Source organism: Streptomyces botrytidirepellens (genome assembly GCF_003721215.1).
Taxonomy (GTDB): Bacteria; Actinomycetota; Actinomycetes; order Streptomycetales; family Streptomycetaceae; genus Streptomyces; species Streptomyces himastatinicus.
In genome coordinates this window covers 38,289-62,393 of the sequence record NZ_RIBZ01000044.1, presented here as the reverse complement: position 1 = coordinate 62,393, position 24,105 = coordinate 38,289, and the positions used below count along the sequence as shown (strand labels likewise).

Here is a 24,105-nt window from a genome sequence, read left to right as displayed (position 1 = left end):
GACTCATCCGGCCCGAGACGCCAAGAAGTCCTCGATCTCATCGGCCTCGGCGCGCAGCCCCAACCGCCGGTACACGGCGAGAGCGTCCCGCAGCGACGGCTCGCCCCGAGCGGGCCCGTCGAGTTCCACGCCGCAGCGGCCGATGCCGTCCAGCGCCCGCGCCTCCTCACGGGGACAACCGATGTCCCGGGCCAGGCTCAGCGCTTGCTCGAACCGTCCCTGGCCCGCAGCTGGATCGCCCCCGGTACGCAGCAGCGTTCCCCAGTGGTTGAGGATCTCCGCTTCGCCACACCGATCGCCGAGATCGCGCAGGATCTCCACGCTGCGCTGGAATGCCTCGACCGCCCCGTCCCGCTCCCGGGCAAGCCCGCGGACCGCTCCCAGCTCGCCGAGCGCGGCGGCCTCGCCCCCACGGCTGCCCAGGTCGCGGTACGTGCTCAGAGCCTCCTCCAGCAGCGCGGCCGCCTCCGCGAGGCTGCCGGATACGCGGGCCAGGACCCCGAGGTGGCGGATGCTGTTGGCGCGGCCGAACCGGTCGCCGAGTTCGGTGTAGTGGTCCAACGCCTGCGAGTGGGCCTCGCGCGCCCCGTCGGGATCACCGGTGAGCCGTCGTACCAGGCCCAGCTCGTTGAGGGCGTACGCCTGATGGTCCCGATCGTCGAGTTCCCGGTAGATGGAGAAGGCCTCGCGGTGCCGCCGGGCGGCCAGCTCGTATTCGCCCATGAGGCAGTGCACGACGCCCAGATCCCGCAGCGAATTCGCTTCACCGTACTGATCGCGCAGCTCGCGATAGATGGACAGAGCTTCCGTCTGCGCTTCCACGGAGGCATTGAATTGGCTCGTCTGCCGACGCACCATGCCAAGATCCGCGAGCGCGTTGGCCTGCCCGAACCGGTCTCCCACCTCGCGGTAGAGAGCAAGGGCCCGGGTCTGGGCTCGGGCCGACGCCTCGGTATCGGCGGTCAGATACCAGACGATGCCCGCCTGGTTCAGGGCGTCGGCCGTGCCCTGCCGGTCACCGACCGCCTCGTACTCCGTCACTGCCTGGTTCAGCGCCTCGACCGCCTCCGGGTACGCGGCCATGAAGCGCCGTACGACCCCCAGCTCGGCGAGGGCGCCGGCCAGCGCCTGCCGGTCCCCGGTCCGCCGGGCGGCTTCGGCGGCGGACCGGTGCAGCCCGACGGCCTGGTCCCAGGGCCCGGCCTGCCGCAGGAAGGGAGCCATGGCAGCTGCCAGGCGGATCACGAGCCCGTGCAGGTCGAGGCCGTTCGCCCGCCGGATGGTGGCCAGGATGTTGGGCCGTTCGCTCTCCAGCCACTCCAGAGCGGCGGCGCGCGACTCCATGGGCGGTCGCTCCACTTCGGCCCCGCCGTCCGGCGGAGGCGGTGCGGCTGCCCCGGCGCGCACGATGTGCCTGTTCGCGTCGGCGAGGGCGATCAGATAGTAGGTGCAGACACGCGTGATGGTCTGGGCGTCATCCATACTGACTCTCTCCTCGGCGGCGAGACCGCGCGCATAGTCGCGTAAGAGGTCATGCAGCTGATAGCGGCCACCCGGCTGCTCATCAACCAGGTGGTCGTCATAGAGCGCGTCGAGGTGACGCCGCGCCTCCGCTACGGGAACGGAGCCCAGGGCGGCCCCGACGTACACGTCGAGATCGGCGCCGGGGTAGCGGCCCAGGCTTTGGAAGAATCGCTGCCGCTCGTGCGGAAGATCCCGGTAGGACAGGTCGAACGTCGCGGTCACCGCACGCTCCCCGGCACGCAGTTCCACCAGCCGATCACGCGCCGCCGCCAACCGCTCCCGGAGGCTCTCGGCGGTCCAGGACGGATGATGCCGGAGCCGCGCCGCGAGCAGCGACACCCCCAACGGCAGATATCCGCACATGCGCACCAGCGCCTCGACCACAGCCCGGTCGAGGGAATCCGCAGGGCGCCCGCTGAGCCGGATGAACAGATCGATCGCATGATCCGGCGGCAGTGCCTCGACCGGCAGCACCACTTCCTCGTTGGCGGCCAGCCGCTTCCTGCTGGTCACCAGCACCAGACAGCTGCCCCCACCAGGCAGCAGCGGCTCCAACTGGCGGTAGCTGACCGCGTTGTCGAGAATGAGCAGCGCCCTCTTGTCGGCCAGCCGTCCTCTCCACATGGCGGCCCGCGCCTCGGTGACCGCACCCACGTCCTCACCAACGGGAATTTGCTGTGTCGGCACACCGGCTGCCGCCAGCAGCGAGGCCAGCGCCTCGGTCGGCTGCACCGGGCTCTGCCCCGGCGTATACCCGTTCAAGTTCACGAAGAGCTGCCCGTCCGGGAACCGTTCCGAGAGCACATGCCCGGCATGTACCGCGAAGGTCGTCTTCCCGACCCCCGGCATGCCGTCGACCACATGAACCGGCAGCGCCTCACCGCTCTCCTGCCAGTCCCGCACCGAGCGCACCAGCGACTCGAGCTCGGCGGCCCGGTCGGTGAACGCCGCGGTGTCGCGCGGCAGCGACCGGAGTACCAGAGCCGCGCCCGGAAGCCCCGTCCCCTCGTCCGGCCGGACCATCGGCTCTACGACCGGTACGGGCGCCCGAGTCTCCGACAGCGTCGCGAGCAACGCCGTGCCCACGACCATCACCACGCCCAGCAAGATGAACGAGAACCACGCGTGCTCCTGGAGCCACCCCAGCCAGCCGGGCCAACGCGACTGATCGGAGACGGCGTTCGTCACCAGCCCGATCAGCATCGTCGTCACCGCGACAGCACCCGCGACCCCGGCGATCGCGATACCCCTCCGCAGTCTCATGAGCGCGCCGCCACGGGGGAGCCGGGACGTGTCGTACCCGTTGTTCCACCGCTGTCGACCCACCACAGCACGCCCAGAACCGACCTGACCACGACGGTAACCCCCGAGTCCGACACCTCAACCTTCCAAGCCGACCAGCAGCGAACGACGTTGGTCAAGGTCGACTCCGCGCCATCAGCAGGCCATTGCCATCTGCTGCTCGGCTCGGCAGTCGCGGCAGTGTCGGCCGGGTTCGGCCGCGCGGAAGGCGCGTTCGCAGCCGTCGCAGGTCCGCCAGCGGAGGACGGGCGGTGACGTGGGCGCGGCGGTGGTCGGCGTGGGCGCCGGGAGGGGTGGGTCGCTGAGGCGGAAGGCGAGGATGCGGGCGGGGCGGGTCAGGAGGTGGTCGGGGAGCCGGGCGGTGAGCGCCACGGTGATCTGCGCGGGGCCCACCCCGGCGGCGAGCCACTGCCCGACGGCGGGGGCGAGTTCGGCGACGTCGCGGCGGGACAGGATGAGCCGCGGGTCGGCGAGACGCAGCGAGGAGAGGATGGCGACGGCCCGCTCGTCGGCGTCGGCGAGCGAGGGCGCCTCGGGGACGGCTTTCGGCTCAGGCTCGGGCTCGGGCGTCGCCGGTGTCGCCGTACGCGCGGTGGAGGGCGGGGTGGGCGATCCGCCGCCCGGTACGTCGTAGAAGTAAGTACGGGTACGGATCACCCCGCCGGGCCCGCGTTCGCGCCGCCGCACCAGGTATCCGGCGGCTTCCAGCTCCCTCAGCGCCCGCGAGATCAGGATTTCGCCCTCGGTGAAGTGGGCGCACAGCGCGGCGATGCTCACGGGCGCGCCGTCGGGGAGGGACGGGATGTAGGCCGCGACGCCAACGGTGACCGCGCTGCCGCGTCGCTGCGCGAGGGCGTTGGCGATCACGGTGAAGTCGGCGGTGAGGCGGGTGCGGATGTGGATCACGCCGGAGGTCGGTGCTCCGGCGTCGGCGCGCGCGTGCGCGTTAGACTGAGGCTCAGCCATCGGGAAGGTCTCTTCTTCCTGATCGGTCAGGCCCTCGATCGGGATTGCCGTCCCGGCGGGGGCCGTCGTTTTGCGGTTGTTGCGGCGAACGTAACGACCGTCATGCCGCCCCCGCAAGCCGGTCACCCGTACGAGTGACCGCAGCCGGAAGGGTGGGTGGGCGGGAGTTCTTTCCCCTGGTTCTTAAGGGGAGTTCGCGGCCCACCGGACCCCCGCGCACGAGGATCCGGGGGACCGGGAAAGCCGACGCCGACCGGTAACCGGTGGGCTCAGAGCCGGTCGCCGGTCTTCAACTCGCCTATGAAGCGGGCCCAGGAGCCTGCCGGGAAGACCAGCACCGGCCCCTCGGGGTGCTTGCTGTCACGGACGGGGACGACAGGGGTGATGCCGTCGCCCACTTCCACGCAGTTGCCACCCTCCTGGTTGCTATGGCTGCTCTTATGCCAAGCGGCGCAGGCCACCTCGACGCAGTCGCCGCCCTCCTGGTTGCTGTAGCTGCTCTTCCGCCAGACGGCGCTGTTCACGTCAACTCACCGATGAACGCCGCCCAGGTGCCCACAGGGAAGACCAGCACCGGACCTTGGGGGTTCTTGCTGTCACGGACGGGAACGACGCCGGGAATGCCGTCGGCCACCTCCACGCAGTTTCCACCCGCCTGGTTGCTGTAGCTGCTCTTGCGCCAGGCGGCGCCGTTCAGATCGGGTCGGGATATTCGCTCCACGGTGGTTGCCCTCCATCACGGACCGAATCATGTCGAGTGACATGAGTGGGGGCAGGGCCACTGCCCGTAGCCGATCGTAGGTCACCGCGTACTGAGCGACATCCGTTGGTTCTTCGATGAGTTGGCCGAAGTCCGCGCCTTCCTTGTAGGCGACTTCGGTGCCGTCCGGGACGGTCAGGACGGTCAAGGATCCGCCCATGGCCGCGTGCCCGCCCTGGTCGAACGGCAGCACCTGCACGGTGACGTGGGGTTCTGCGGCCGCTTCCAGTAAACGGGCCATCTGCCTGCGCATGATCGCCGTATTGCCGACCGGGCGCCGCAGCACCGCCTCGTCCAGGACGACCCACAACTCGGGGCGGTCGGACGACGCGAGCCGTTCCTGGCGCTCCAGTCGGGCGGCTACACGCTCCTCCAGCTGTTTTTCGCCTGTGAGTAGTGGGTCCAGACTCAGAACGGCGCGCGCGTAGTCCTCGGTCTGCAACAGACCGGGCACCACCTGCGCCGCGTACTCACGAATCGCCTTTGCTCGTGCCGCATAGGCCATGAACGCCCGCGACCAGTCGGGGAAGGTCTCGCGGTGAACGTACGTCCACAGGTCGACCAGCAGGTCGTCCGCAGCTAACGCGGAATCGAGCGCCCTCGCGAGCGCCAGCGTCGGTCGCGCCCCGGATGCCCGCTCGATCTGGGTGATCCGCGTGCTCACCACATGGGCCCTCAGGCCCAGCTCGGCCTGGGTAAGCCCGGCCGCCGTACGGAGTCTGCGGACCCGCGAGCCGAACAGCGCTGCCATCGACTCCCGCGGGTCAATTTCTTTGGCCAATACGTCACTTCCGTTCCTTACAGGTGGGAAGGTAAGGCTTCATCACCTTCCGAGCGTAGGCCGGGCATCCGATCCTTGGGTGCGGAACGTCACGACTCGCACACGCTGCGAGTCGATCGAAAGGCCGACGGACGGAAATGGACAACACCGTGCTGAAGACGACGACCACGCCGGACGAGGAACCGAAGTACCGCGAGCTCATCGCGCAGTTCCCCTCGACGCCCCGAGGCGCACGGCTGGCGCGGCGGGGCGCCGCACGGCACGTGGCGGAGTGGGGATATCCGCCCGCGTCGGACACGTCGTGCACGGTGGCCCTGCTGGTGGCGGAGCTGGCGTCGAACGCCGTACGCCACGGACGCGTACCCGGGCGGGACTTCCGTCTCCGCCTCACCCTGCAACAAGCGCCCATGCAGACGATCCGCATCGAGGTCTCGGACACCCGCGACGAGCGCCTACCGCTCAGGCCGCCGACCACCTCGCCCGAGGACGAAACGGGTCGCGGGCTGCTCCTGGTCGACCTGCTGGCCACGCGCTGGGGCACGGCTCCCCGCGTACCGGTCGGCAAGACCGTCTGGGCGGAGTGCGCTGCGCAGGAGCATCGTCACGGAGCCTGATGTCCGCCAGGGCGTGCGCCCTCGCCCGGACCTCTTCAGAATTGACATGAGGAGGTGAGGGCCATGCCCACCTACATCACCCTGCTGAACTGGACCGATCAGGGTGTCCGTGCCTTCCGGGACACGCCGAAGCGCTACGAGGCCTTCAGAGTGGCGATGGACAAGCTCGGGGTGAAGCTCCTGGACTTCCACTGGACCGTCGGCCAGTACGACATCATCTACACCTTCGAGGCGCCCGACGACGAAACCGCCACTGCGGCATCGCTCCAGCTCAGCGGCTTGGGAAACGTCCGCAGCACGACGCTGCGCGCCTTCGACCGGGAGGAGATGGACGGCATCATCGCCAAGGCGGCGGGCTGACGGTTCCGGTCTCAGCGGGTTGGCGGCCCCTGCCACGCGGAGCTGAGCGGCGGAGGCAGGGCCCGTCTACCTGTCGTGAGGTACTCGTGGCCGGGTGACGGGGACAACGGTGAGGAGGTCGTCCAGCCCTCTGAAGTCGTCGGGGTTGGTGGTGAAGAGGGGGAGGTCTTCGGCGACGGCGATAGCGGCGATCATCAGGTCGGCGACCCGGCGTCGCGGTTTGCGTCCACTGCTGATCACGGCCGCGCAGACCCTGCCGTAGACGCGGGCTGCTTCCGCGTCGAAGGGAATGGGGTCGAACTCGTTCTCGGCGCGCTGGAGGACGTCCATCCGTCGGGCGCGCTCAGCGTGCTCGTCGTAATCGTCCTGTTCCTCGTTCCGGCGGACCTCATGCGGACCCGCGGACAACTCGGCCAGGGTGATGGCGCTGATCGCGACCTCGGCGGGAAGCTCGTCGGCGTTGATCCACTTGCGCAGGATCATCACATTGGTGTCGAGGAGTCCCTGTGCGTACTCAACGGTCATAGGGGTCGTCCTGCTCGTGCTGAGCAGCGGAGTCCTGGTCGGCGCGGAACGCCTCCAGCGAGATGTCCGGGGCCGGGCGGGACATGGCAGCGAACTCCGCGCGCGGGACGAACCGCCGACGTTGTCGCAGCGGGACCAGCTCGCCGATGCGGTGTCCGTCCCGGGTGACCGTGAACGCCTGGCCATCCTGGACGGCGTCCATGATTTCTCTGGACCGGGTGCGCAGGTCCCGCTGGGTGATCTCAGGCTGGGCGGTCATGGCGCCCACGGTAGCGCGTGGTGCTACCGGGTGCTACCAGTGCCCGATGGCCTTGGCGACCTCCTCCGGGTGCGTCAGCTGGAGATGGTGGCCCGCGCCGTCGACCACCGTCACGGTGGCGTGGGGGAGTGCGTCCAGCAGGGCCCGGCCGTCGGGGGTGAGCGGATCGTCGGAGCCCACGATGACGTGCACCCGTCCCGGGTACCGCCGCAGCTGGGCCCGGAGGTCTGCCCGCCACCGCGGCTTGGCGGCGGCGGCCAGGAGCCGGGAGACGTTGCCCGCGACGGTGCCGCGGCGCAGGTCCGCCACGCTCGAGGCGAGCGCGGTCGCGTGCGCCGTGGTGCCCGTGAGGCGCTTGGCCAGCGCGTCGGGGGATACGTGGCTCAGGTACCCGCGGGTCAGGGGCGCCCACTGGGTGGTGAGCGCCGGGCGCGCCTGGAGGAAGTACGGCGCGACGAGCGTGAGCCGCTCCACCGCGGCGGGGTGGGCGGCCGCGGCCTCGACGGCGGCCGCGGCGCCGATGGAGTGGCCCACCAGGTGACGGGCGCCGGTCTCGGTGATCAGCGCGGTCAGCCAGGTCGGCCAGTCGTCGTGGTGTCCGCCGCTCATCCCCAGCCCGGGCAGGTCGACGGCGCGGGTACGGCCGACCGCCGTGACGACCGGCGCCCAGGTGTCGGCGTTGACCGGCAGGCCCGGCAGCACCACCGTGGGGGCGCCGGGTTCGCCGAGCTCGAACGTCCGTATCCCGCCCGGCGTGGCGAACCGCCTGCCGTCCGCCGGGGCGTCGCCGAAGCGGTGCGCGGCCAGGTGGTCGGCCCAGCGGCGGATCGTCGTGACGGCGTCGGGCATGGTCAGCCCGTGGCGGGCGGCGAAGGCGTGCGCCGTATCGGTGGGGTAGCGGTCGCTCGACAGGAAGGTCAGGGTCTCCGGATCGGCCCTGGTGAGCCGCCGTGGCAGACGCTTGACCAGGGATACGGGAATCCGTACCCGGGGCGCCGTGATCCCGTATTGCTCCGCGATGAGCGTGAGCAGGTCGGGCAGCGGGGGAGTGTCGTCGTCCAGCAGCCAGTACGAGGCGCGCTCGGCGGCGTCGTCCACCGGGAGCAGGGCCATGAACCGGGCGAGGTAGTCGGCCGCGACCACCGGTACGAACGTGGACGCGTTCCCCGGTAGCGCCGGGAGGGAGCCCCGCCAGAGGTCCTTCACGCTCGACGCGAGCCCCAGGTACTGGTCGGACTCGCCGGTGACACTGTCGCCGATCACACTGGCCGGGCTGACGATGGACCAGGGAACGCCCAACTCGTCGGACAGGGCCTGGAAAACGGCGTCCGCCTCGGCCTTGGACGCCTCGTAGGGGCCGAGGGCCCGGTAGGCCGCCGCTCTCCGCTCGTCGCTCCAGAGGGCGGGGTCCTGCCCGCCCACCCGGTACCCGGAGACGTGCACCAGGCGCCGCACGCGCGGCAGTTGCGCCGCGAAGGCGACGACCGCGCGGACGCTGTCGACATTGGCGCGGCGGGCGTCGTCCGCCGACATCCCGAACCGGTAGGCACCGGCGCAGTTGTAGACCTCGGTGACGTCGTCGCACGCGCCCTGGATCGGCGACGGCTCCGCGAAATCGACCCGGAGGTCGGCCGGGGCCTTCTCGTGCCCGCGCTCGGCCAGCCATCGGGCCAGCCGCCGGTACGACGCGTGGCTCCGGCTGGCCGCGCTCACCCGTACGCCGGCCCGGCCGAGCGCGAGAACCAGGTGGCGCCCGAGGAAGCCGGTGGCGCCCAGCACCAGTGCGTGCCGGTCCTCGACCGCGCTCATGCCGACGCCTCCGCACCCTCGTCACCCTCGTCACCCTCGTCACCCTCGTCCAGCAGTACGGCGAGCGCCCGGGCGGCGCAGCGCAGCGGCTCGGTGGACCGCTGGGCGCGCGACACGATCACCGCCCCCTCCACCATGCTGACCACGGCGGTCGCCAGTGCGCGGGCGTCGGTACGAGGGCGGCCGTGGGCGACGAGGTACTCGGTCACCGGCCCGATCCACGACTCGAAGGCGTTCGCGCAGGCGTCCCGCAGCCGCTCGCTCTGCGCGCCCATCTCCAGCGTCACCACCGAGACCGGGCACCCGAGACGGAAGTCGCTCTCGGTGAGAATCCCGGCCAGCGTGTCGAGCACGCGGCGCACCACCTGGCCCGGCGGGGCCGCATCCAGCGCCGAGTCGGTGACGAGCGAGCCGAACCGCTCGGCCGCGAGCTCGACGGCCTTCTCCCCGAGCGCCTCCTTCCCCTGGGGGTAGTGGAAGTACAGCGACCCCTTGGGGGCGCCCGAGTGCTCCACCACCGTGTTGAGTCCCGTACCGCTGTAGCCGTGCAGCTGGATCAGTTCGAGCATCGACTCCGCGAGCCGTGCGCTGGTCATGGCGCCTTTGGTCCCCGTCATGCCATCACAATAGACCGGTCTACATATTTTTCGAGCACGGGGGTCGGGGTCACCAGGACGCACGACGGCGCACGACGGCAGGCCCCCGTGGAGACGGGGGCCTGCCGACCGCTGTTGCTTACTTGCAGTAAATGGCGGGATTCGACTTACGGATGGAGGACTTCCCCGAGCCGCCCCGCTTGGCGCTGGCAAAGCTCGAGTACTTACCGCAGGTGCCGACCTTGGCGGTGACGCTCACGGACCCGGCCTGCATCGTTTTGCACTTCTGGGCCACCTCGATGTCGGGGTAGTAGGGGTGGGCCACCAGGAGGGATACGCACAGTTTCGTGCCCGCGGGCTGCGGACCGAGCATGGTCGCCTTTGCCGTGACCTTTCCGGACTTGTAGGTGGGTGCCTTCGCGGTGAGCCAGTCGGCAGCGGATGCCGATTGAGTTCCCCCGAATACCGCGAGTGACGCGACAATTGCCACGCCGATGGTCTTGAACCTCAAAATTGCTCCCCGTTTCGCGTGATCGAAGTGATCGTGCTTGGCGGGAAAGCTAGCAGACGTCATGGGTGAAGTCAGGGCGTCGGCAAGGCACTTCCGCTTGGTCCTCGATGGCAATGCAAAGGCATGACTTTGCCCGATATGACGGGAGGTCGGCACTCCCTGGGATTGGGTGGCGCAAACCCCTTGCGCCCGGCGAACGGGCGCAGGTACAAAGTTCCGCGACCGCAAACAGGCTCAGCCTGAAAAATGAAAACGGGGGATTTTGAATGAGGAGCAAAGTCGGCTCCATCGCGGCCATCGCGGCTGCCGTCATGACCACGGGCGCGATGCTCGCGCCTGCCGCTGCTGCCGCGGACGACGACGTGAGCGTCAAGTACGTCTGCACCACGAAGCACACGGAGACCACCGCGTACGCGAAGTGCGCCGACCTGGCGAGGTTCGACCGGTATCGGGTAAAGGTCACCTGCATCGACACCCGCGGCGTACAGACCTCCTTCTTCGGCCCGTGGCGGATGGGCACGAGCGGTGACTGGTCCAAGCGTAAGTGCCCTGGCACTCAGGGTGGCGCGGTAGGCGTCTACAAGGCGGGCTACCAGGTCGAGTTGTTCTGACGCGCGATCACCGCACCACGAATCCAGGCGTAGTTTTCGCACATCAGGGGGACACCGGCATGAATCGAAAGAAGTCTTTCCTCGCCATCGCCGGACTGGCCATGAGTGCCAGTCTCGTCGCGCCGAACGCCATGGCGAACGACGACGGCGATGTATCAACCCGGTCCGCCGACTGCAATGCGTGGTCGAGGGGCGGCACCACCGGCTATTCCTACTGCTCGGGTCTGGGGCATCTCGGCGCGCACCGCGTGAAAATCATCTGCGTGGACACCCGGGGTGTGGAGACCACCTTCTACGGCCCCTGGGTCTGGAACGGCAAGACCTCGAAGCGGAAGTGCCCCGGCACTCAGGGCGGCGCGGTCGGGATTCTCCGCGTCGGTTCGGAGATCCGGGACTGACCACCCACACAGACGAGGCGGCGCCACTGGTACGGCCGGTGGCGCCGCCGTCGCTTGCCCAACGTCGCCGAGTGGGGCATCTCCTCGTTCGGGCCCGATGAGCTGCGCACCTCCACGCGGCCCCTGCTCGACTGGAGCGCGGCGGCCGGCTGCTTGCGCGTCGCCGTGCACTTCGACGTCGACGTGGCAGGCCGACCGGTAGGCGACCCACCGGCAGAACAGATAGGCCCCGCCTATGCGGGGCATCGATTTTTGGTCGTGGACCCCCTGAGCTGTGGCCCGGTTCACTGTGGCGCAAGCTGGCGCGGACCGATCGGGCTCGGTCTCGCGCGATCAGGGAGGCTGCAATGACGCATACCCCGGACCGAGAGCGAGCCGCCCCGGAACGAGCCGTGGCGAAACCGTGGTACCGGCAGCTGTACATCCAGGTGCTGGCGGCGATCGTGATCGGCATCGTGCTGGGCTGGCGGTGGCCGGATCTGGCCACCGCCATGGAGCCGATCGGCACGACCTTCATCACCGCGATGAAGATGCTGATCGGGCCGATCGTGTTCCTGACCATCATCGGCGGCATCGCCGGAGTCGCCGACCTGAAGAAGGTCGGCCTCACCGGGATCAAGGCGCTGACGTACTTCCAGATCGGCACGATCGTGGCCCTGCTCACGGGGCTGGTCGCCATCAACATCTTCCGGCTCGGCGACGGCGTCCACGCCGATCCCTCGACGCTGGACACCTCGGGCGACGCGGGACAGTACATCGAACAGGGCGCGCACCAGCACTGGTGGGAGTTCCTCACCAACATCGTGCCGGAGAGTTTCTTCGGGCCGTTCGTCGAGGGTGACATCCTCCAGGTGATCTTCCTGGCGGTGATCTTCGGGATCGCGCTGAAGTCGGTCGGGAAGGTCGGCGAGCCGGTCATCGCGGGCGTGGGCAGGCTGACCGAGGTCGTCTTCAAGGTGCTGTCGTTCGTCATGAAGGCCGCGCCGCTCGGCGCGTTCGGCGCGATGTCGTACGCCATCGGGAAGTTCGGCCTGTCCACGCTGACCAGCCTCGGGTCGCTGATCCTGCTCTTCTACGTCACCTCCGCGCTGTTCGTGGTGGTGGTGCTGGGCGGCGTGCTCGCCGCGTACGTACGGCTGAACATCTTCCAGCTCGTCCGCTACTTCAAGGAGGAGTTCTTCCTGATCCTGGGCACGTCCACCGCGGAGCCCGCCCTGCCGGGACTGATGCGCAAGCTCCAGTTCATGGGCGTCGAGCGGTCCACGGTCGGCCTGGTCGTCCCGACCGGCTACAGCTTCAACCTCGACGGCGCGGCGATCTACCTCTCGCTCTCCACCCTCTACATCGCGCAGGCCACGGACACGCCCCTGTCCGTCACCCAGCAGCTCGGGCTGCTCGCCGTGATGCTGCTGACGTCCAAGGGCGCGGCGGGCGTCGCGGGCGGCGGTTTCATCGCGCTCACCGCGACGCTGTCGACGGCCGGGCACGTTCCCGCGGCGGGCATCATGCTCATCTTCGGGATCGACAAGTTCATGTCGGAGTGCCGGGCGTTGGTGAACTTCTTCGGCAACGCCGTCGCCACCCTGTTCGTCGCCCGCTGGGAGAACGGCCTGGACGTCGGGCGGGCGCGGAGGGTGCTGGCGGGGAAGGGCGGCGAGCCCCCGACGGCCGCTGAGCCCTCGACGGCCGCTGAGCCCTCGACGGCCGCCGAGCCCGAGCCTGAGCCGGAAGCCGTCCCGGCGCCCCCTGCCCGTACCGCCGGAGCGACCCCCTGATGGTGTCCGTGCTGATCGCCCCGGACAAGTTCAAGGGCTCCCTCTCCGCCGACGACGTCGCCCTCGCGCTGGAGCGCGGCCTGCTGGACGGCGCCCCGCACGCCCGGGTCCACCGGCTCGCGCCCGCGGACGGGGGAGAGGGGAGCGTGGCCGCCGCCTGTTCGGGCCGGTTCCGCCCCGAGACGGTCACGGTGACCGGTCCGACCGGGCTGCCGCTCACCGCGCGCGTCGCGGTGGACGCCCGTACCCGTACGGCCGTCGTCGAAGCCGCGGCCGTCTGCGGGCTCGGCGTGCTGCCGGACGGCCGTACGGCACCGCTCACCGCCACCAGCCGCGGCCTCGGCCAGGCCGTGCGGCACGCGCTGGCGGGCGGTGCGGACACGGTCGTCCTCGCACTCGGCGGCGTGGCCACCACCGACGGTGGCGCGGGTCTGCTCCAGTCCCTCGGCGCCGTGCTGTCCCGCGAGGACGGCACGCCGATCGGGCCCGGCGGGCGAGGGCTCGCGGGCCTCCGTACGGCCGACCTGGCCGAAGCCCGTTCCGCGCTGGCCGGTGTCGACCTCGTCCTCGCCACGGACGTGGACAACCCGCTGCTCGGACCGGCGGGCGCGGCCGCCGTCTACGGCCCCCAGAAGGGCGCGTCCGCGCGCGACGTACGCGAACTGGACGACGCCCTCGGCTCCTTCGTCCGCGGTCTTCAGACGGCGGGCGTCCCCGACGCGGCCCGCCTCGCCCGTACGCCCGGCGCCGGGGCGGCAGGCGGCCTCGGCTTCGCCGGGATGCTGCTGGGCGGACGGGTGTGCTCGGGGGCCGACTACTTCCTCACCCTGCTCGGCGCCGACGCGCTGCTCGCCGCGAGCGATCTCGTCATCACCGGCGAAGGCAGCCTCGACGAGCAGTCCCTGGCGGGGAAGCTGCCGGTCGCGCTCGCCCGCCGGGCCCATCGGCAGGGCGTACCGGTGCACGCCGTCGCCGGGCGGTGCACGCTGCCCGCCGACCGGACCGCGGCCCACTTCCGGTCCGTGCAGGCCCTGGCCGACCTGACCGACCAGGACTGCGCGAGCGACAGCGCGCTGTCGGCGCGGCTGCTCGCCCGGTGCGGACGGACCCTCGCCGACCGCTGGATCGGGTAGCGACGGCCGGGGCGGACAGGTTGACCCGGCAGCCGCAGCCGCAGCCCAGCACGGCCCGGGGCGGACAGGTCGACCCGGCAGCCGCAGCCCGGCACGGCCCGGGGGCGGATAGGTTGACCCGGCAGCCGCAGCCAGCACCGCCCGGGGAGGCACCATGGACGCCCGGCAGCTCGAATACTTCCTGGCCATCGTCGAACACGGCGGCTTCAGCAAGGCCGCCGCCGCCCTGCACGTCGCCCAGCCGTCGCTGTCGCAGGCCATGGCGACCCTGGAGGCCGACCTCGGGGTGGCCCTCTTCCACCGGGTCGGCCGGGGCGTCGTCCTCAGCGAGGCGGGCGCGGAGCTGCTGGAGCCCAGCCGGCGCGTCCTGCGGGACCTGGCCGCCGTACGCGACACCGCCGCCGGGCTCGCGGGGCTGCACGGCGGCACGGTCGAGGTCGCCACCATGCCTTCGCCCGGCATCGAACCGCTCACCACCCTCATCCACCGCTTCGCCGAGCTGCACCCGTCCGTGACGGTGAGCACCCAGGCCGCCTTCACCCCGGACGAGGTGGTCGCCCTGGTGCGCAGCGGCGCCTGCGAGCTGGGCCTGCTGGGCTCGGCGAGCCCCGTGAACCCGTCCGGGCTGGACGTCCTGCACGTGGAGGACCAGCCGTTCGTCGTCGTCGCCGCGCCCGGCGGGGCGATCGACGACGGGGTCACGATCCGGCCCGCGGACCTGGCCGGGCAGAAGCTCATCGCCTCCCGCACCGGCAGCCTGATGCGCAGCATCGTGGACGACATCACCGCCACCGCGGGCGGCAGCGACACGCAGATCGTGACGGTCGTCGACCACCGGACGTCGATCCTGCCCCTGGCCCTCACCGGGGTCGGCGTCGCCGTCCTGCCCTCGTCCTGGACCCGGCTCGCCCGGCGCTGCGGCGCGGCGGTGGCGCCCCTGGAACCGACCGCCCAGCTGCACGTGACGATGGTCAGCCTGCCCGCGCACCTCACCCCGGCGGCACGGGCCTTCCTGTCCCTCACCGGTTCCCTGGCCGCGCGGCGCACGCGCGACACCGCGCGCTCCGACTGACGCCCGACCCATCGGCCAGACCTATACGTCGCATCGAAACCAGGTCTTGGACGCGCCACGACCGCCCTGTGTTGACTCGAACCAACCCCACCACAGCGAGCCGGAGGCACCCATGACCGCCGCCCCCCGTACGTTCCGCATCGCCGCCATCCCCGCCGACGGCGTGGGCAAGGAGGTCGTCGCCGCGGGGCGCGCCGTCCTGGACGCGCTGGCCGAGGACTCCCGGAACACCGACGACGCCTTCGCCTTCGCGTGGGAGGAGTTCCCCTGGGGCTGCGGCTACTACGAGCGCACCGGCAAGATGATCGACGACGACGGCCTGGACCGCCTCAAGGACTTCGACGCCATCTACTTCGGCGCGGTCGGCTGGCCCACCGTCCCCGACCACATCAGCCTGTGGGGCCTGCGCCTCAAGATCTGCCAGAACTTCGACCAGTGGGCCAACATCCGCCCCGTACAGTTCCTGCCCGGCGTCACCAGCCCCCTCCGCAAGGCCGACACCACCGAACTGGACTGGGTCGTCGTCCGGGAGAACAGCGAGGGCGAATACGCGGGCCTCGGCGGCCGCAACCTCTCCGGCCGCGGCCCGGGCGGCGAAGTCGCCGTCCAGTCCGCCCTGTTCACCGAGGTCGGCTGCGAACGCATCCTCCGCTTCGCCTTCGACCTGGCCCGCACCCGTACCCGCCGCAAGGTCTCGTCCGTCACCAAGAGCAACGCCCAGCAGTACGGCATGGTCCTGTGGGACGACGTCTTCCGGCGCGTCGCCGCCGACTACCCGGACGTGGAGACCGAGAGCGTCCTCGTGGACGCCATGTCCGCGAAGTTCGTCCTCCACCCCGAGGACCTGTCGGTCGTCGTCGCCTCCAACCTCAACGCCGACATCCTCTCCGACCTCGGCAGCGCCCTGGCGGGCAGCCTGGGCCTCGCCGCCAGCGCCAACCTCAACCCCGAGCGCCGCTTCCCCAGCATGTTCGAGCCCGTCCACGGCTCCGCCCCCGACATCGCGGGCCAGGGCCTGGCCAACCCCATCGGCGCGGTCGGCAGCGCGGCCCTCATGCTGGAGCACCTCGGCCTCCCCGACGCCGCGGCCCGCCTGCACAAGGCCATCGAGGCGACGACGGCCGCGGGGGTCCTCCCCCGCGACCTGGGCGGCACGGCGACGACCGAGGAGGTGACGAAGGCCCTAATCGACGCGCTGAACGCCTGATCTTCTTACGCCCCCGGGGCCACGGCGCGGCCGGTCTGCGGCGAGATCATCCCGGCGCAGAGGCCGCGCGCGGCCAGCCCCTGCGCGATGCGGGGGATCGCGGCGCGGGTGTTGGCGGGGCCGTCGTGCATAAGGATGACCTGGCCGTTGGTGAGCCTGCCCGCGGCCTGCACGATGGCGTCGGTACTGGCGTTGTTCCAGTCCTGCGAGTCGACGTCCCAGAGGATCTCGGTCAGGCCGTGCTTGGCCGCGACCGACCTCACCGTCGCGTTGGTCTCGCCGTACGGCGGCCGGAACAGCCTCGGCGTGCCGCCACCCGCGCCCGCGATGGCCGCTTGCGTCCGGGAGATCTCGGAGTCGATCTGCGCCTGACTCTGCTGGGTCAGGTGCGGGTGGGTGTAGCTGTGGTTGGCGACCCACATGCCCGCACTGACCTGGGCACGCACCTGGGCCGGGTTGGCGGCGGCGTTCTGCCCCGTATTGAACATCGTGGCCCGCAGCCCGTTCTGCCTGAGCGAGTTGAGCAGGGCCGGTGTGTTGGCGGTCGGGCCGTCGTCGAAGGTGAGCCCGACGTACCCGTTGCAGGCCGCCTTTGTGGGGGCCGAACCGGCACCGCTGACCGTGATGTTGGAGCTCCCGCTGCTCCGATAGCCCTCGGTCGCGAGGATCATGTAGTAGCTGAAGCTGCCCAGCGGCATCCCGGCGCGCGCCCAGGCGTCGAAGTGGTTGCCGGTGGTGATCGTCCCGCCCGTCCGCTTCGACTGCCGGACGCTCCAGTACTGATCGAAGGTCCGCGTGCCCTCGACGGNGCTTCGACTGCCGGACGCTCCAGTACTGATCGAAGGTCCGCGTGCCCTCGACGGAGGGGGCGTTGTACCGCGTCGTCTTGTAGATGTCGTACGTACCGCCGTCGCTGGTGACGGTGCCCTTGTACGTCCCCGTGGGCCGGTACGTGCCCCAGTTGTCGACGACGTAGTACTCCACCAGCGGGTTCGACGTCCACCCGTACAGCGCCAGGTAGGCGTTGCCGGACGGGTTGAACGTGCCCGAGTACGTCACGCTCCTGCGCCCGCCCTTGCTCCACCCCTTGCCCGCGACGAAGTTCCCGGTGTTGCGCCACGACGTGCTGTAGCTGCCACCGGAGGCCAGGGTCATGGAGACGGTCCCCGGCGCGTCGGTCCAGAACGAGTAGTAGTACCCGTTGTTGGTGCCGGTCTGGTTCGTGGTGATGACCGTGTCGGCGTGCGCGGTGCCGGGCAGCACCAACGCCGCCACGGCAACCAGCACCGTCGTACACGCCGCGCTGACGAGCAGCCGGAATCGGCCGAGCAGCCCTAAACGGCCGCGTCTGCGAGTGGCCGGTGCGTCCTTCATCTGCGTGATCCCTCCTCGCCCCCCGCTCACGCAGTTTTGAGCTGCCCACGTCAACAGTCAATGGCCTTCCGGAAAGAATCACGAAAAGTTCCGAGGCCTTACCGGTTGCGTCAGAGACGATCGTGCGCAGCAGGTCACCGACCCCTGCCATGCTGAAGTCATGGCCGAACTGAACGGACGCCCCGCGGATCCCGACGCCCTGCTGACGTTGGCGCTCACCAACTACGGGCACTTCACCAGCATGCGCGTCGACGATCAGCGCGTCCGCGGCCTGGGGCTGCACCTTGAGCGCGTGGTGCGGGATTGCAAGGCGGTCTTCGGCGCGGAGCTCGACCCCGAGCTGGTCCGGCGGTACGTCCGGCAGGCGGCGGGCGGGCGCAGCGGGTCGTTCGTCGTCCGCGTCAGCGTCTTCGACCCCGACGTCGACATGGGGCGCCCGGCGAAGGCCGATACGCCGAGCATCCTCGTCACCGTGCGTCCCGCGGCGTCGCTGCCGCTGCCTCCGCTGCGGGTGAAGACCATCGGCTACGAACGCGATGTGCCGGGCGTCAAGCACCTGGGTCTGTTCGGCTCGCTCCACTCCCGCCGTACGGCGCAGCTCGACGGGTACGACGATGCCCTCTTCGTCGGCCCCGACAACCGGATCTCCGAGGGCGGAACGTGGAACGTCGGCTTCATCGGAGACGAGGGCGTCGTCTGACCCGAGGCGGACGTCCTGCCGGGAGTGACCATGGCCCTGCTCCAGCAGCACGCCCCGTACACGACGGCCCCCGTGACGCTCGCGGACGTACCGCACCTGCACGCCGCCTTCGCGACGAACACGAGCATCGGTGTGCGCGCCATCTCCCGCATCGACGGGACCCCGATGGCCACGGACCACCCCCTGCTCGCCCACCTGCGCGCGGCCTACCTGGCCATCCCCGGCGAACCGCTGTAGGCGGCGCGTTCAGCCGCCGTGACCGTCCCGAGGAACGATGCGCACCGCGCGGTACTCGTACCCGTCCTGTTCGAAGCCGGGCGCTTCCCATTCGAGCTCGACGTGCTGCCCTGGTGACAGCGTGCGGAATCCTGCCACCTCGATGTGGGAGAAGTGGCCCCAGCAGCCACCGGGAGTCTCGACGCAGTCGAGCACACCCCACCCTTCCTCCTCGTGCCACTCGCGCACTGTCGCAGTCACCATGATCCGAACCCTACGGCGCGGTCGGCCAGTTGGCGGGGATGGGCCTCATGACGCTTGATAGGCAAGCAGCCACTTGCCTATGCTGGGGGTGTGACGGAGGATGTCTTCAAGGCACTGGCCGACCCCACCCGTCGGCGCATCCTCGATGAGCTGGTGGAACGTGACGGCCAGACGCTGTTCGAGATCTGCACACGGCTGGTGACCAAGCACGGCCTGGGGCTGACCCGCCAGGCGGTCAGCCAGCACCTGGCCGTACTGGAATCCGCGGGCCTGGTCCTTTCGCGGCGCCAGGGCCGCTACAAGTTCCACGACGTGAACACCGAACCCCTCGAGCGCATCGTGACCCGATGGCTCAGGCCCGATGCACAGGAGAAGGCCCCATGAAGATCCACCTGACCAGTGTCTTCGTCGATGACCAGGAGAAGGCCCTGCGCTTCTATGCCGACGTTCTTGGTTTCGTGAAGAAGCACGACGTCCCGCTGGGCGAGGACCGGTGGCTGACCGTGGTCTCGCCCGAAGAGCCCGACGGGACCGAACTGCTGCTTGAGCCGTCCGGCCATCCCGCGGTGCACCCGTACAAGGCGGCGCTGGTCCAGGACGGCATCCCGGCCGCCTCTTTCGCCGTGGACGACGTGCAGGCGGAGTTCAACCGGCTGCGCGAGCTCGGGGTGCAGTTCACTCAGGAACCGTTGGAGATGGGCTCGGTCACCACCGCGGTTCTCGACGACACCTGTGGCAATCTGATCCAGATCGTGCACAGCAAGTAGGCCCCCCGGCAGCCGCCGGTCAGGGGAGCGCGGGGGTGGTACGGCCACCCGTGGCCCGCAGCAGGTCGAGCTTGGCCGCGTCACGGCTCCCGGTCGCCGCCGTGTACGTCACCATGCGCAGGTCCGCCCCGGGGACGATGAGGACGTCGCAGTCGAGCAGGATGTCGCCGACCTCCGGGTGCCGGATCGTCTTCCGGTCGGTGGTGTGCTGGACGGCGGCCATCTGCGCGGACCAGTGATGCGCGAAGGCGTCGGACACGCCTCGCAGCTCGCTGACGAGACGGTCGAGCTGGACGTCGCGGGGGTAGCGGGACACGGCGTCCTTGAGGTCGGCGACGATCGACGCCTCGAAAGCGTCCTGACCGCGCTCGGACTGCACAGTGATCATTGCGGCGTGCGCGACACCGCTGCCGAACAGGGCGCGGGCGAGGTTGCGTTCGGAGGGCGGGAGGACGGTGGGGTCGCCGAGCAGGGCGGCCCACGTGGCGTTCCACCACACCAGGGTCCAGTCGGCGGTGAACACCCCGATCGGTACGTCGCCCAAGCGCCCGGCGAGCCGCTGGATTCCCGCGGGCACATGGGCGCTGACCGTCCCGTCCCGCGGCGGCAGGAGTCCGGCGCTCCGGTACAGCTGGTCGCGTTCGGCGCGGGAGAGCTGGAGGGAACGGGCGAGGGCGCCGACGACCTGGGCCGAGGGGTTCGTGGCGCGCCCCTGCTCCAGCCGCAGGACGTAGTCGACCGAGAGCCCGGCCAGCTGCGCCAGCTCCTCGCGGCGCAGCCCCGGGGCACGGCGGTCGGGCGTCACGGCGAAACCGGCGTCGGCCGGGGAGAGACGGTCGCGCCAGGCGCGCAGGAGCGCGGCGAAGCCGGAGGAGCGGGAGGAACCCATGGGCGCATTCTCGCCCGCCGCGCGCCAGATCAGCCTGGGTACTGCCAGTCCTAGTGACGGGCACGGCACTGGTCGGCGGGGAGAGGCGCGGCGAACGTAGGGGCACGCCCACACCGGGCGGAGCAGTGAAGGAGCCTCCCGTGAAGCACACCCTCGTGATGACCGGCGCCAGCCGAGGCATCGGCCGCGTCGCCGCGGAGCAGATCCTGCGCCGTTCGCCGGACGCGCACCTCCTCGTCGTCGCCCGCGAAGCCTCGGGCGCACGGCTCGCCGCGGGCGGGCGTACGGTCTCGTACGTCCCGGCGGACCTCGGCTCCCTCCGCAGCGTCCGCACCGCCGCCACCGAGATCCGCGCCCGGCTTGACAGCGGCGAGCTCCCGCCGCTGCGCGGCTTCGTGGGCAACGCGGGCGTGCAGCACACCAACGCCCTGACCGAGGGCCCCGACGGATTCGAGTCCACCTTCACGGTCAACGTGCTCGCCCACCACCTCTTCGTCCGCCTGCTCCAGGACCGCTTCACCGGGCCCGCCCGGATCGTGATCACAGCCAGCGACACCCACTTCGGCGACGTCCGGCACAACCTGGGCATGGTGCCCGGCCCGGCCTGGCAGTCCCCGGACGTCCTGGCCCGTACGGGCGCCTTCGCCCGGCCGCACACCACCGCCGCCGGGCGCACCGCGTACGCGACGAGCAAGCTGGCCGCGATCTACCTGGTGCACGAGTACGCGCGCCGCCTGCCGGCCGGCATCGACGCCGTCGCGTACAACCCCGGCTTCGTCCCCGGCACCGGCCTCGCCCGCCACGCGGGCCCCCTCTCCCGCTTCGCGATGCGCCGCATCCTGCCCGCGATGACCCTCACCCCGTTCGCCACCACCCGCGGCGCCGCGGGCCGTCACCTCGCCGACCTCGTGCTCGGTACGACCAGGGCGCCGACCGGCTCGTACGTCGACCGCGGCCGCGAGGCCCGTTCGTCCGAGGAGTCCTACGACCCGCGGCGCGAAGGCGAACTCTGGGACGCCGCCGAACGCTTCACGAGGCCGCCGTCTTGACCCTGCCGCAATCTCGTCGCCATCCTGGCGGACCTCGACCCGCCCTCGCCGCCGCTGCTGGTGGGCTACTCGCTGGGCGCGAACCTGGCCGTGCACTATGCCTCCGAGCACCCTGACGCCGTCGCCGGGCTCGTCCTCATCGACGGGGCGAACCCGCTGCCCGAACCGTTCATCACCGAGCCCGACCAGGCGGAGTTCCGCGCGATGGCGGACAACTTGGCGCAAGGAGCCGAACACAACAAGGGCACCGCGCACCAGGTGCTGCTCACCGCCCAGCAAATCCACGACCTCAACCTCGAAATCGACGTGGTGCGGTCCGCGATCCTCGACCGCTACCGGAAGATCGACCACCCCATCAGCTTGATCATGTCGACCTCCCTCGCGGGGGGACAGCACCGAGGGCCGTGCGCCACGGCACAACCGCCTCTGGCGCGCGGGCATCGAACGGCTCGTACGCGAACGACCGCATACCTCTACGACCCGGCTCGACGCCGACCACCGCCTGGCTTTCACCCACGCCCCGCACATCGCGGAGATCATTCGTAAGCTGCCCGGATGCTGACCATCGGCGAACTGGCGTCGTACGCCGGAGTGACGCTCCGCGCGGTGCGGCACTACCACGCCAAGGGGCTGCTGCCGGAGCCGGAGCGGGACCACTCCGGCTACCGGAGATACGACGCGGGCGCCGTGGTCGAGCTGATCAAGATACGTACCCTCGCCGAGGCCGGGGTCCCACTGGCGCGCGTACGCGAGCTGCTCCAGGCCGACGAGGAGGAGTTCGCCGCCGCGGTCACGGACATCGACCAGCGGCTGCGCGCGGAGATCCGGGAGCGGCAACGCCACCGCGAACGGATCGCCCGCCTCGCCGCCGGGGACAACGTGGCCCTGCCCCGGAGGTGGTCGAGTTCCTCGACCGCCTGCGGGCGCTCGGCGTCGACGAACGGATCGTCCAGGTCGAACGCGACGGCTGGATCCCGCTGGCCGCGCACTCACCCGAGCGGGCCCCGGAGTGGATGGCCCGCAAGCGGCAGCAGATCGCCGACCCGCGGTTCATCGGCTTCTACCGCACCCTGACCCAGGCCCTCGACCGCCCCGACGACGACCCCCGCCTGACCGACCTGGCCGACGAACTGGCTACTTATTTCGCGCAGTTGGCCTACGGCCGGGCGAGGACTACGTCGACGACGGCGACCTGGAGCCCCCGCTCGCAGCGCTGATGGACACCCTGGCCTTCGACACCATCCCGCCCGCTCGCCGACTGATCGAGCTGCTGAAGGAACGAGGCTGGACGGGCTGGACCAAGCTCGAGCGCGTGGACCGGAAGGTCGGACGATGCGGCACACCGCTCCCCCCAACGGCGGAGGGGGATCACCCCGCGGACTGACGTCCCCTGGCAACAAGCGCGGGTGGGTATTCGAGCCGTGCGTACGTCACTGACAGGTGACCTGTCGGCTTGGGTTGGTGGCACGGCGATGGTGACGGCCGGAATGGGCGGGCGGGCGGTCTGCAAGGCGGCGGGCGACGCGTTCGAGGGCGGCTGGCGATTGGGGGCGTCGCGGGCGTCCGAGCGGCTCGGCCGCGCGGCGGCACGTTAGTCACACGGCAGCGAACGTTAGGTGCCGGTTAGTCAGTCATTACTGCCGTCAGGAAAGGTGGGAATTGAGTTCACCAGGTCAGCAGCCGTTCTGGCCAGTGCCGCGGCGGCCACCGCCATCGGCATGGGGTCGGCGCAGGCGGGTGCGGCTTCGGTGTCTGCCCAAACGGATACATCCACTTTCCGACACGATGGAGATGCTGTGAGTAACCACTTCGCTCGGCGTATCGCTTTCGGTGCGATGAGTCTGGCCGGTATTGCCAGCGCGGTCGCCGTGACCGCTCCAGCCGCCTCGGCCGCGCCGGCGGCCGACGGTAAGGTGCGTGTCTGCAACCACGCGAGTGGCTACCGTTCGTTCGTCGCCTTCACCACAAGGAAGCACACGGCCGCAGTCGCTCCTGGCCACTGCTCTGCTTGGCGGCCTTCGATCAAGGTCGGCGAATTGGCGTATGTCCAGGGCCTAAAGAAGGGCGACGCTTTCCAGATGGGATCGTACAAGGTGCCCACTGGTAGCTATCAGGTGGACACCCGCGGAACCCCCGGAACCGCGACGTTCCGCATCGTCCACAAGTAATCCACTGCTCGACAGTCGGAACACTGTCCTGCCGGGTACGTACCCGGCAGGACATTTTCGGTCGTGGTGTCGTCTGCGATCAGGGGTTGATGGCCAGGCAGCCGTCTACGTGCAACTCGCACAAGCCCTCGAAGCCCCGCAGGTGATCAGCGCTGAAGCTCGTAGGCATCGGATCGCCGTCCGCGTCGCGTTCGATGTCGTACCAGGCGAGCGCCAGCGCGGTCTGCGCATGCCGCTCGGCGTCGGACCGGGCGGCGATCTCGGCCTGCAGCGCATGGGCTCGGGCCCGTACGCGGACGCTGTCGCCCGTGTTGCGGGCGTCGCGTACCGCGGCGTCGACCAGCCCACGAGCCGCGCCGATGCCGGGGGTCGAGTACAGCGTCACCAGGGCGTGGCTCATGTGAACGATTGCTCGGTGCCACTTGGTGCCGAGCAGCCCTGTCCGTTGCGGCCGCGTACAGAGCGTGGGACGCCT

The 24,105-nt window shown here is 70.4% G+C and carries 27 protein-coding genes and 3 pseudogenes; 15 read left to right on the top strand and 15 right to left on the bottom strand.

The window, feature by feature from the left end:
• Positions 1-3 precede the first annotated feature (3 nt).
• From haaT to EEJ42_RS03185, 5 genes are all read right to left on the bottom strand, one after another.
• Positions 4-2,787 carry a cyclophane-containing RiPP biosynthesis TPR protein HaaT gene (gene haaT, locus EEJ42_RS03205; protein ID WP_184502911.1) on the bottom strand — a complete coding sequence of 928 codons (2,784 nt, stop codon included), beginning with the start codon at positions 2,785-2,787 and terminating at the stop codon, positions 4-6.
• A 174-nt stretch (positions 2,788-2,961) separates the two neighbouring features.
• Positions 2,962-3,792, bottom strand: a complete 831-nt coding sequence (locus EEJ42_RS03200) for a hypothetical protein (RefSeq protein ID WP_123098498.1) — start codon at positions 3,790-3,792, stop codon at positions 2,962-2,964.
• A 269-nt stretch (positions 3,793-4,061) separates the two neighbouring features.
• On the bottom strand, positions 4,062-4,316 hold the full coding sequence (locus tag EEJ42_RS03195) for a DUF397 domain-containing protein (protein ID WP_123098497.1): 255 nt from the start codon (positions 4,314-4,316) through the stop codon (positions 4,062-4,064).
• Positions 4,313-4,426 carry a DUF397 domain-containing protein gene (locus tag EEJ42_RS52315; RefSeq protein WP_246095998.1) on the bottom strand — a complete coding sequence of 38 codons (114 nt, stop codon included), beginning with the start codon at positions 4,424-4,426 and terminating at the stop codon, positions 4,313-4,315. The genes EEJ42_RS03195 and EEJ42_RS52315 overlap by 4 nt, the downstream gene beginning before the upstream one ends.
• Entirely contained in the window at positions 4,389-5,303 is a 915-nt protein-coding gene (locus tag EEJ42_RS03185) for a helix-turn-helix domain-containing protein (RefSeq protein ID WP_123098516.1), read from the bottom strand. The genes EEJ42_RS52315 and EEJ42_RS03185 overlap by 38 nt, the downstream gene beginning before the upstream one ends.
• Before the next feature lie 167 nt (positions 5,304-5,470).
• Between EEJ42_RS03185 and EEJ42_RS03180 the strand changes: the two genes are divergently transcribed.
• Together EEJ42_RS03180 and EEJ42_RS03175 are read left to right on the top strand one after the other, a co-directional pair.
• Positions 5,471-5,947, top strand: a complete 477-nt coding sequence (locus EEJ42_RS03180) for an ATP-binding protein (RefSeq protein WP_123098496.1) — start codon at positions 5,471-5,473, stop codon at positions 5,945-5,947.
• 63 nt (positions 5,948-6,010) lie between these two features.
• Entirely contained in the window at positions 6,011-6,307 is a 297-nt protein-coding gene (locus EEJ42_RS03175) for a GYD domain-containing protein (protein WP_123098495.1), read from the top strand.
• A gap of 66 nt (positions 6,308-6,373) precedes the next feature.
• Here EEJ42_RS03175 and EEJ42_RS03170 read toward each other — a convergent pair whose 3' ends face one another.
• The 5 genes from EEJ42_RS03170 to EEJ42_RS50155 form a co-directional block, all read right to left on the bottom strand.
• Positions 6,374-6,832 (bottom strand): type II toxin-antitoxin system VapC family toxin, encoded by a 459-nt coding sequence (locus EEJ42_RS03170; protein ID WP_123098494.1) that lies wholly within the window; start codon positions 6,830-6,832, stop codon positions 6,374-6,376.
• The gene (locus EEJ42_RS03165; RefSeq protein WP_123098493.1) at positions 6,822-7,091 is read right to left on the bottom strand and encodes a type II toxin-antitoxin system Phd/YefM family antitoxin; all 270 of its coding nucleotides are present in this window, start codon (positions 7,089-7,091) and stop codon (positions 6,822-6,824) included. Before EEJ42_RS03165 ends, EEJ42_RS03170 begins: the two co-directional genes overlap by 11 nt.
• Positions 7,092-7,124: 33 nt before the next feature.
• Positions 7,125-8,900, bottom strand: a complete 1,776-nt coding sequence (locus EEJ42_RS03160; protein ID WP_123098492.1) for an alpha/beta fold hydrolase — start codon at positions 8,898-8,900, stop codon at positions 7,125-7,127.
• Complete coding sequence (locus EEJ42_RS03155) at positions 8,897-9,517, bottom strand: TetR/AcrR family transcriptional regulator (RefSeq protein ID WP_123098491.1); 621 nt, start codon at positions 9,515-9,517, stop codon at positions 8,897-8,899. The genes EEJ42_RS03160 and EEJ42_RS03155 overlap by 4 nt, the downstream gene beginning before the upstream one ends.
• Positions 9,518-9,635: 118 nt before the next feature.
• On the bottom strand, positions 9,636-10,070 hold the full coding sequence (locus tag EEJ42_RS50155; RefSeq protein ID WP_148081831.1) for a hypothetical protein: 435 nt from the start codon (positions 10,068-10,070) through the stop codon (positions 9,636-9,638).
• A gap of 203 nt (positions 10,071-10,273) precedes the next feature.
• Here EEJ42_RS50155 and EEJ42_RS03150 point away from each other — a divergent pair, with 203 nt between their 5' ends.
• The 6 genes from EEJ42_RS03150 (at position 10,274) to EEJ42_RS03120 (ending at position 16,203) form a co-directional block, all read left to right on the top strand.
• The gene (locus EEJ42_RS03150) at positions 10,274-10,618 is read left to right on the top strand and encodes a hypothetical protein (RefSeq protein WP_123098490.1); all 345 of its coding nucleotides are present in this window, start codon (positions 10,274-10,276) and stop codon (positions 10,616-10,618) included.
• Positions 10,619-10,677: 59 nt separating this feature from the next.
• Positions 10,678-11,016: a hypothetical protein gene (locus tag EEJ42_RS03145; RefSeq protein ID WP_123098489.1), complete on the top strand. Its 339-nt coding sequence runs from the start codon at positions 10,678-10,680 to the stop codon at positions 11,014-11,016.
• A 392-nt stretch (positions 11,017-11,408) separates the two neighbouring features.
• The gene (gene dctA, locus EEJ42_RS03135; protein WP_425472841.1) at positions 11,409-12,791 is read left to right on the top strand and encodes a C4-dicarboxylate transporter DctA; all 1,383 of its coding nucleotides are present in this window, start codon (positions 11,409-11,411) and stop codon (positions 12,789-12,791) included.
• Positions 12,791-13,924 carry a glycerate kinase gene (locus EEJ42_RS03130; protein WP_123098487.1) on the top strand — a complete coding sequence of 378 codons (1,134 nt, stop codon included), beginning with the start codon at positions 12,791-12,793 and terminating at the stop codon, positions 13,922-13,924. Before dctA ends, EEJ42_RS03130 begins: the two co-directional genes overlap by 1 nt.
• A gap of 154 nt (positions 13,925-14,078) precedes the next feature.
• The gene (locus tag EEJ42_RS03125) at positions 14,079-14,996 is read left to right on the top strand and encodes a LysR family transcriptional regulator (RefSeq protein ID WP_123098486.1); all 918 of its coding nucleotides are present in this window, start codon (positions 14,079-14,081) and stop codon (positions 14,994-14,996) included.
• Positions 14,997-15,108: 112 nt separating this feature from the next.
• Positions 15,109-16,203 carry a tartrate dehydrogenase gene (locus tag EEJ42_RS03120; RefSeq protein WP_123098485.1) on the top strand — a complete coding sequence of 365 codons (1,095 nt, stop codon included), beginning with the start codon at positions 15,109-15,111 and terminating at the stop codon, positions 16,201-16,203.
• A gap of 5 nt (positions 16,204-16,208) precedes the next feature.
• On the opposite strand, the gene EEJ42_RS52310 is transcribed toward EEJ42_RS03120, so the two are convergent.
• Positions 16,209-17,042, bottom strand: coding sequence for a polysaccharide deacetylase family protein (locus EEJ42_RS52310; RefSeq protein WP_281291387.1), 834 nt, complete (start codon positions 17,040-17,042; stop codon positions 16,209-16,211).
• A gap of 88 nt (positions 17,043-17,130) precedes the next feature.
• Positions 17,131-17,358: pseudogene (locus tag EEJ42_RS53715) on the bottom strand (glycoside hydrolase family 11 protein); the annotation flags it as partial.
• Positions 17,359-17,737: 379 nt separating this feature from the next.
• Here EEJ42_RS53715 and EEJ42_RS03105 point away from each other — a divergent pair.
• Positions 17,738-18,514 (top strand): annotated as a pseudogene (locus tag EEJ42_RS03105) (aminotransferase class IV family protein).
• A 9-nt stretch (positions 18,515-18,523) separates the two neighbouring features.
• Here EEJ42_RS03105 and EEJ42_RS03100 read toward each other — a convergent pair.
• Positions 18,524-18,757 carry a S1 domain-containing protein gene (locus tag EEJ42_RS03100; RefSeq protein WP_123098484.1) on the bottom strand — a complete coding sequence of 78 codons (234 nt, stop codon included), beginning with the start codon at positions 18,755-18,757 and terminating at the stop codon, positions 18,524-18,526.
• A 90-nt stretch (positions 18,758-18,847) separates the two neighbouring features.
• On the opposite strand from EEJ42_RS03100, the gene EEJ42_RS03095 reads away from it, so the two are divergent.
• Together EEJ42_RS03095 and EEJ42_RS03090 are read left to right on the top strand one after the other, a co-directional pair.
• Positions 18,848-19,141 carry an ArsR/SmtB family transcription factor gene (locus EEJ42_RS03095; protein WP_123098483.1) on the top strand — a complete coding sequence of 98 codons (294 nt, stop codon included), beginning with the start codon at positions 18,848-18,850 and terminating at the stop codon, positions 19,139-19,141.
• Positions 19,138-19,524 carry a VOC family protein gene (locus tag EEJ42_RS03090; RefSeq protein WP_123098482.1) on the top strand — a complete coding sequence of 129 codons (387 nt, stop codon included), beginning with the start codon at positions 19,138-19,140 and terminating at the stop codon, positions 19,522-19,524. Before EEJ42_RS03095 ends, EEJ42_RS03090 begins: the two co-directional genes overlap by 4 nt.
• Positions 19,525-19,543: 19 nt before the next feature.
• On the opposite strand, the gene EEJ42_RS03085 is transcribed toward EEJ42_RS03090, so the two are convergent.
• On the bottom strand, positions 19,544-20,413 hold the full coding sequence (locus EEJ42_RS03085; RefSeq protein WP_123098481.1) for a helix-turn-helix transcriptional regulator: 870 nt from the start codon (positions 20,411-20,413) through the stop codon (positions 19,544-19,546).
• 140 nt (positions 20,414-20,553) lie between these two features.
• On the opposite strand from EEJ42_RS03085, the gene EEJ42_RS52305 reads away from it, so the two are divergent.
• The 4 genes and pseudogenes from EEJ42_RS52305 (at position 20,554) to EEJ42_RS03065 (ending at position 23,630) form a co-directional block, all read left to right on the top strand.
• Positions 20,554-21,462 (top strand): SDR family NAD(P)-dependent oxidoreductase, encoded by a 909-nt coding sequence (locus tag EEJ42_RS52305; RefSeq protein WP_123098480.1) that lies wholly within the window; start codon positions 20,554-20,556, stop codon positions 21,460-21,462.
• A 60-nt stretch (positions 21,463-21,522) separates the two neighbouring features.
• Entirely contained in the window at positions 21,523-22,008 is a 486-nt protein-coding gene (locus tag EEJ42_RS52300; RefSeq protein ID WP_246095996.1) for an alpha/beta fold hydrolase, read from the top strand.
• Between the two features lie 9 nt (positions 22,009-22,017).
• Positions 22,018-22,846: pseudogene (locus tag EEJ42_RS54435) on the top strand (MerR family transcriptional regulator).
• A 412-nt stretch (positions 22,847-23,258) separates the two neighbouring features.
• Positions 23,259-23,630 (top strand): hypothetical protein, encoded by a 372-nt coding sequence (locus tag EEJ42_RS03065; RefSeq protein ID WP_123098479.1) that lies wholly within the window; start codon positions 23,259-23,261, stop codon positions 23,628-23,630.
• Between the two features lie 79 nt (positions 23,631-23,709).
• On the opposite strand, the gene EEJ42_RS03060 is transcribed toward EEJ42_RS03065, so the two are convergent.
• On the bottom strand, positions 23,710-24,030 hold the full coding sequence (locus tag EEJ42_RS03060) for a hypothetical protein (protein WP_246095993.1): 321 nt from the start codon (positions 24,028-24,030) through the stop codon (positions 23,710-23,712).
• Positions 24,031-24,105 lie beyond the last annotated feature (75 nt).

Coding starts and splice junctions, on each gene's coding strand:
- haaT (WP_184502911.1), bottom strand. CDS start 2,787: ATGAGACTGCGGAGGGGTATCGCGATCGCCGGGGTCGCGGGTGCTGTC.
- EEJ42_RS03200 (WP_123098498.1), bottom strand. CDS start 3,792: ATGGCTGAGCCTCAGTCTAACGCGCACGCGCGCGCCGACGCCGGAGCA.
- EEJ42_RS03185 (WP_123098516.1), bottom strand. CDS start 5,303: ATGGCAGCGCTGTTCGGCTCGCGGGTCCGCAGACTCCGTACGGCGGCC.
- EEJ42_RS03180 (WP_123098496.1), top strand. CDS start 5,471: ATGGACAACACCGTGCTGAAGACGACGACCACGCCGGACGAGGAACCG.
- EEJ42_RS03175 (WP_123098495.1), top strand. CDS start 6,011: ATGCCCACCTACATCACCCTGCTGAACTGGACCGATCAGGGTGTCCGT.
- EEJ42_RS03170 (WP_123098494.1), bottom strand. CDS start 6,832: ATGACCGTTGAGTACGCACAGGGACTCCTCGACACCAATGTGATGATC.
- EEJ42_RS03165 (WP_123098493.1), bottom strand. CDS start 7,091: ATGACCGCCCAGCCTGAGATCACCCAGCGGGACCTGCGCACCCGGTCC.
- EEJ42_RS03160 (WP_123098492.1), bottom strand. CDS start 8,900: ATGAGCGCGGTCGAGGACCGGCACGCACTGGTGCTGGGCGCCACCGGC.
- EEJ42_RS03155 (WP_123098491.1), bottom strand. CDS start 9,517: ATGACGGGGACCAAAGGCGCCATGACCAGCGCACGGCTCGCGGAGTCG.
- EEJ42_RS50155 (WP_148081831.1), bottom strand. CDS start 10,070: ATGACGTCTGCTAGCTTTCCCGCCAAGCACGATCACTTCGATCACGCG.
- EEJ42_RS03150 (WP_123098490.1), top strand. CDS start 10,274: ATGAGGAGCAAAGTCGGCTCCATCGCGGCCATCGCGGCTGCCGTCATG.
- EEJ42_RS03145 (WP_123098489.1), top strand. CDS start 10,678: ATGAATCGAAAGAAGTCTTTCCTCGCCATCGCCGGACTGGCCATGAGT.
- EEJ42_RS03130 (WP_123098487.1), top strand. CDS start 12,791: ATGGTGTCCGTGCTGATCGCCCCGGACAAGTTCAAGGGCTCCCTCTCC.
- EEJ42_RS03125 (WP_123098486.1), top strand. CDS start 14,079: ATGGACGCCCGGCAGCTCGAATACTTCCTGGCCATCGTCGAACACGGC.
- EEJ42_RS03120 (WP_123098485.1), top strand. CDS start 15,109: ATGACCGCCGCCCCCCGTACGTTCCGCATCGCCGCCATCCCCGCCGAC.
- EEJ42_RS03100 (WP_123098484.1), bottom strand. CDS start 18,757: ATGGTGACTGCGACAGTGCGCGAGTGGCACGAGGAGGAAGGGTGGGGT.
- EEJ42_RS03090 (WP_123098482.1), top strand. CDS start 19,138: ATGAAGATCCACCTGACCAGTGTCTTCGTCGATGACCAGGAGAAGGCC.
- EEJ42_RS03085 (WP_123098481.1), bottom strand. CDS start 20,413: ATGGGTTCCTCCCGCTCCTCCGGCTTCGCCGCGCTCCTGCGCGCCTGG.
- EEJ42_RS03060 (WP_246095993.1), bottom strand. CDS start 24,030: ATGAGCCACGCCCTGGTGACGCTGTACTCGACCCCCGGCATCGGCGCG.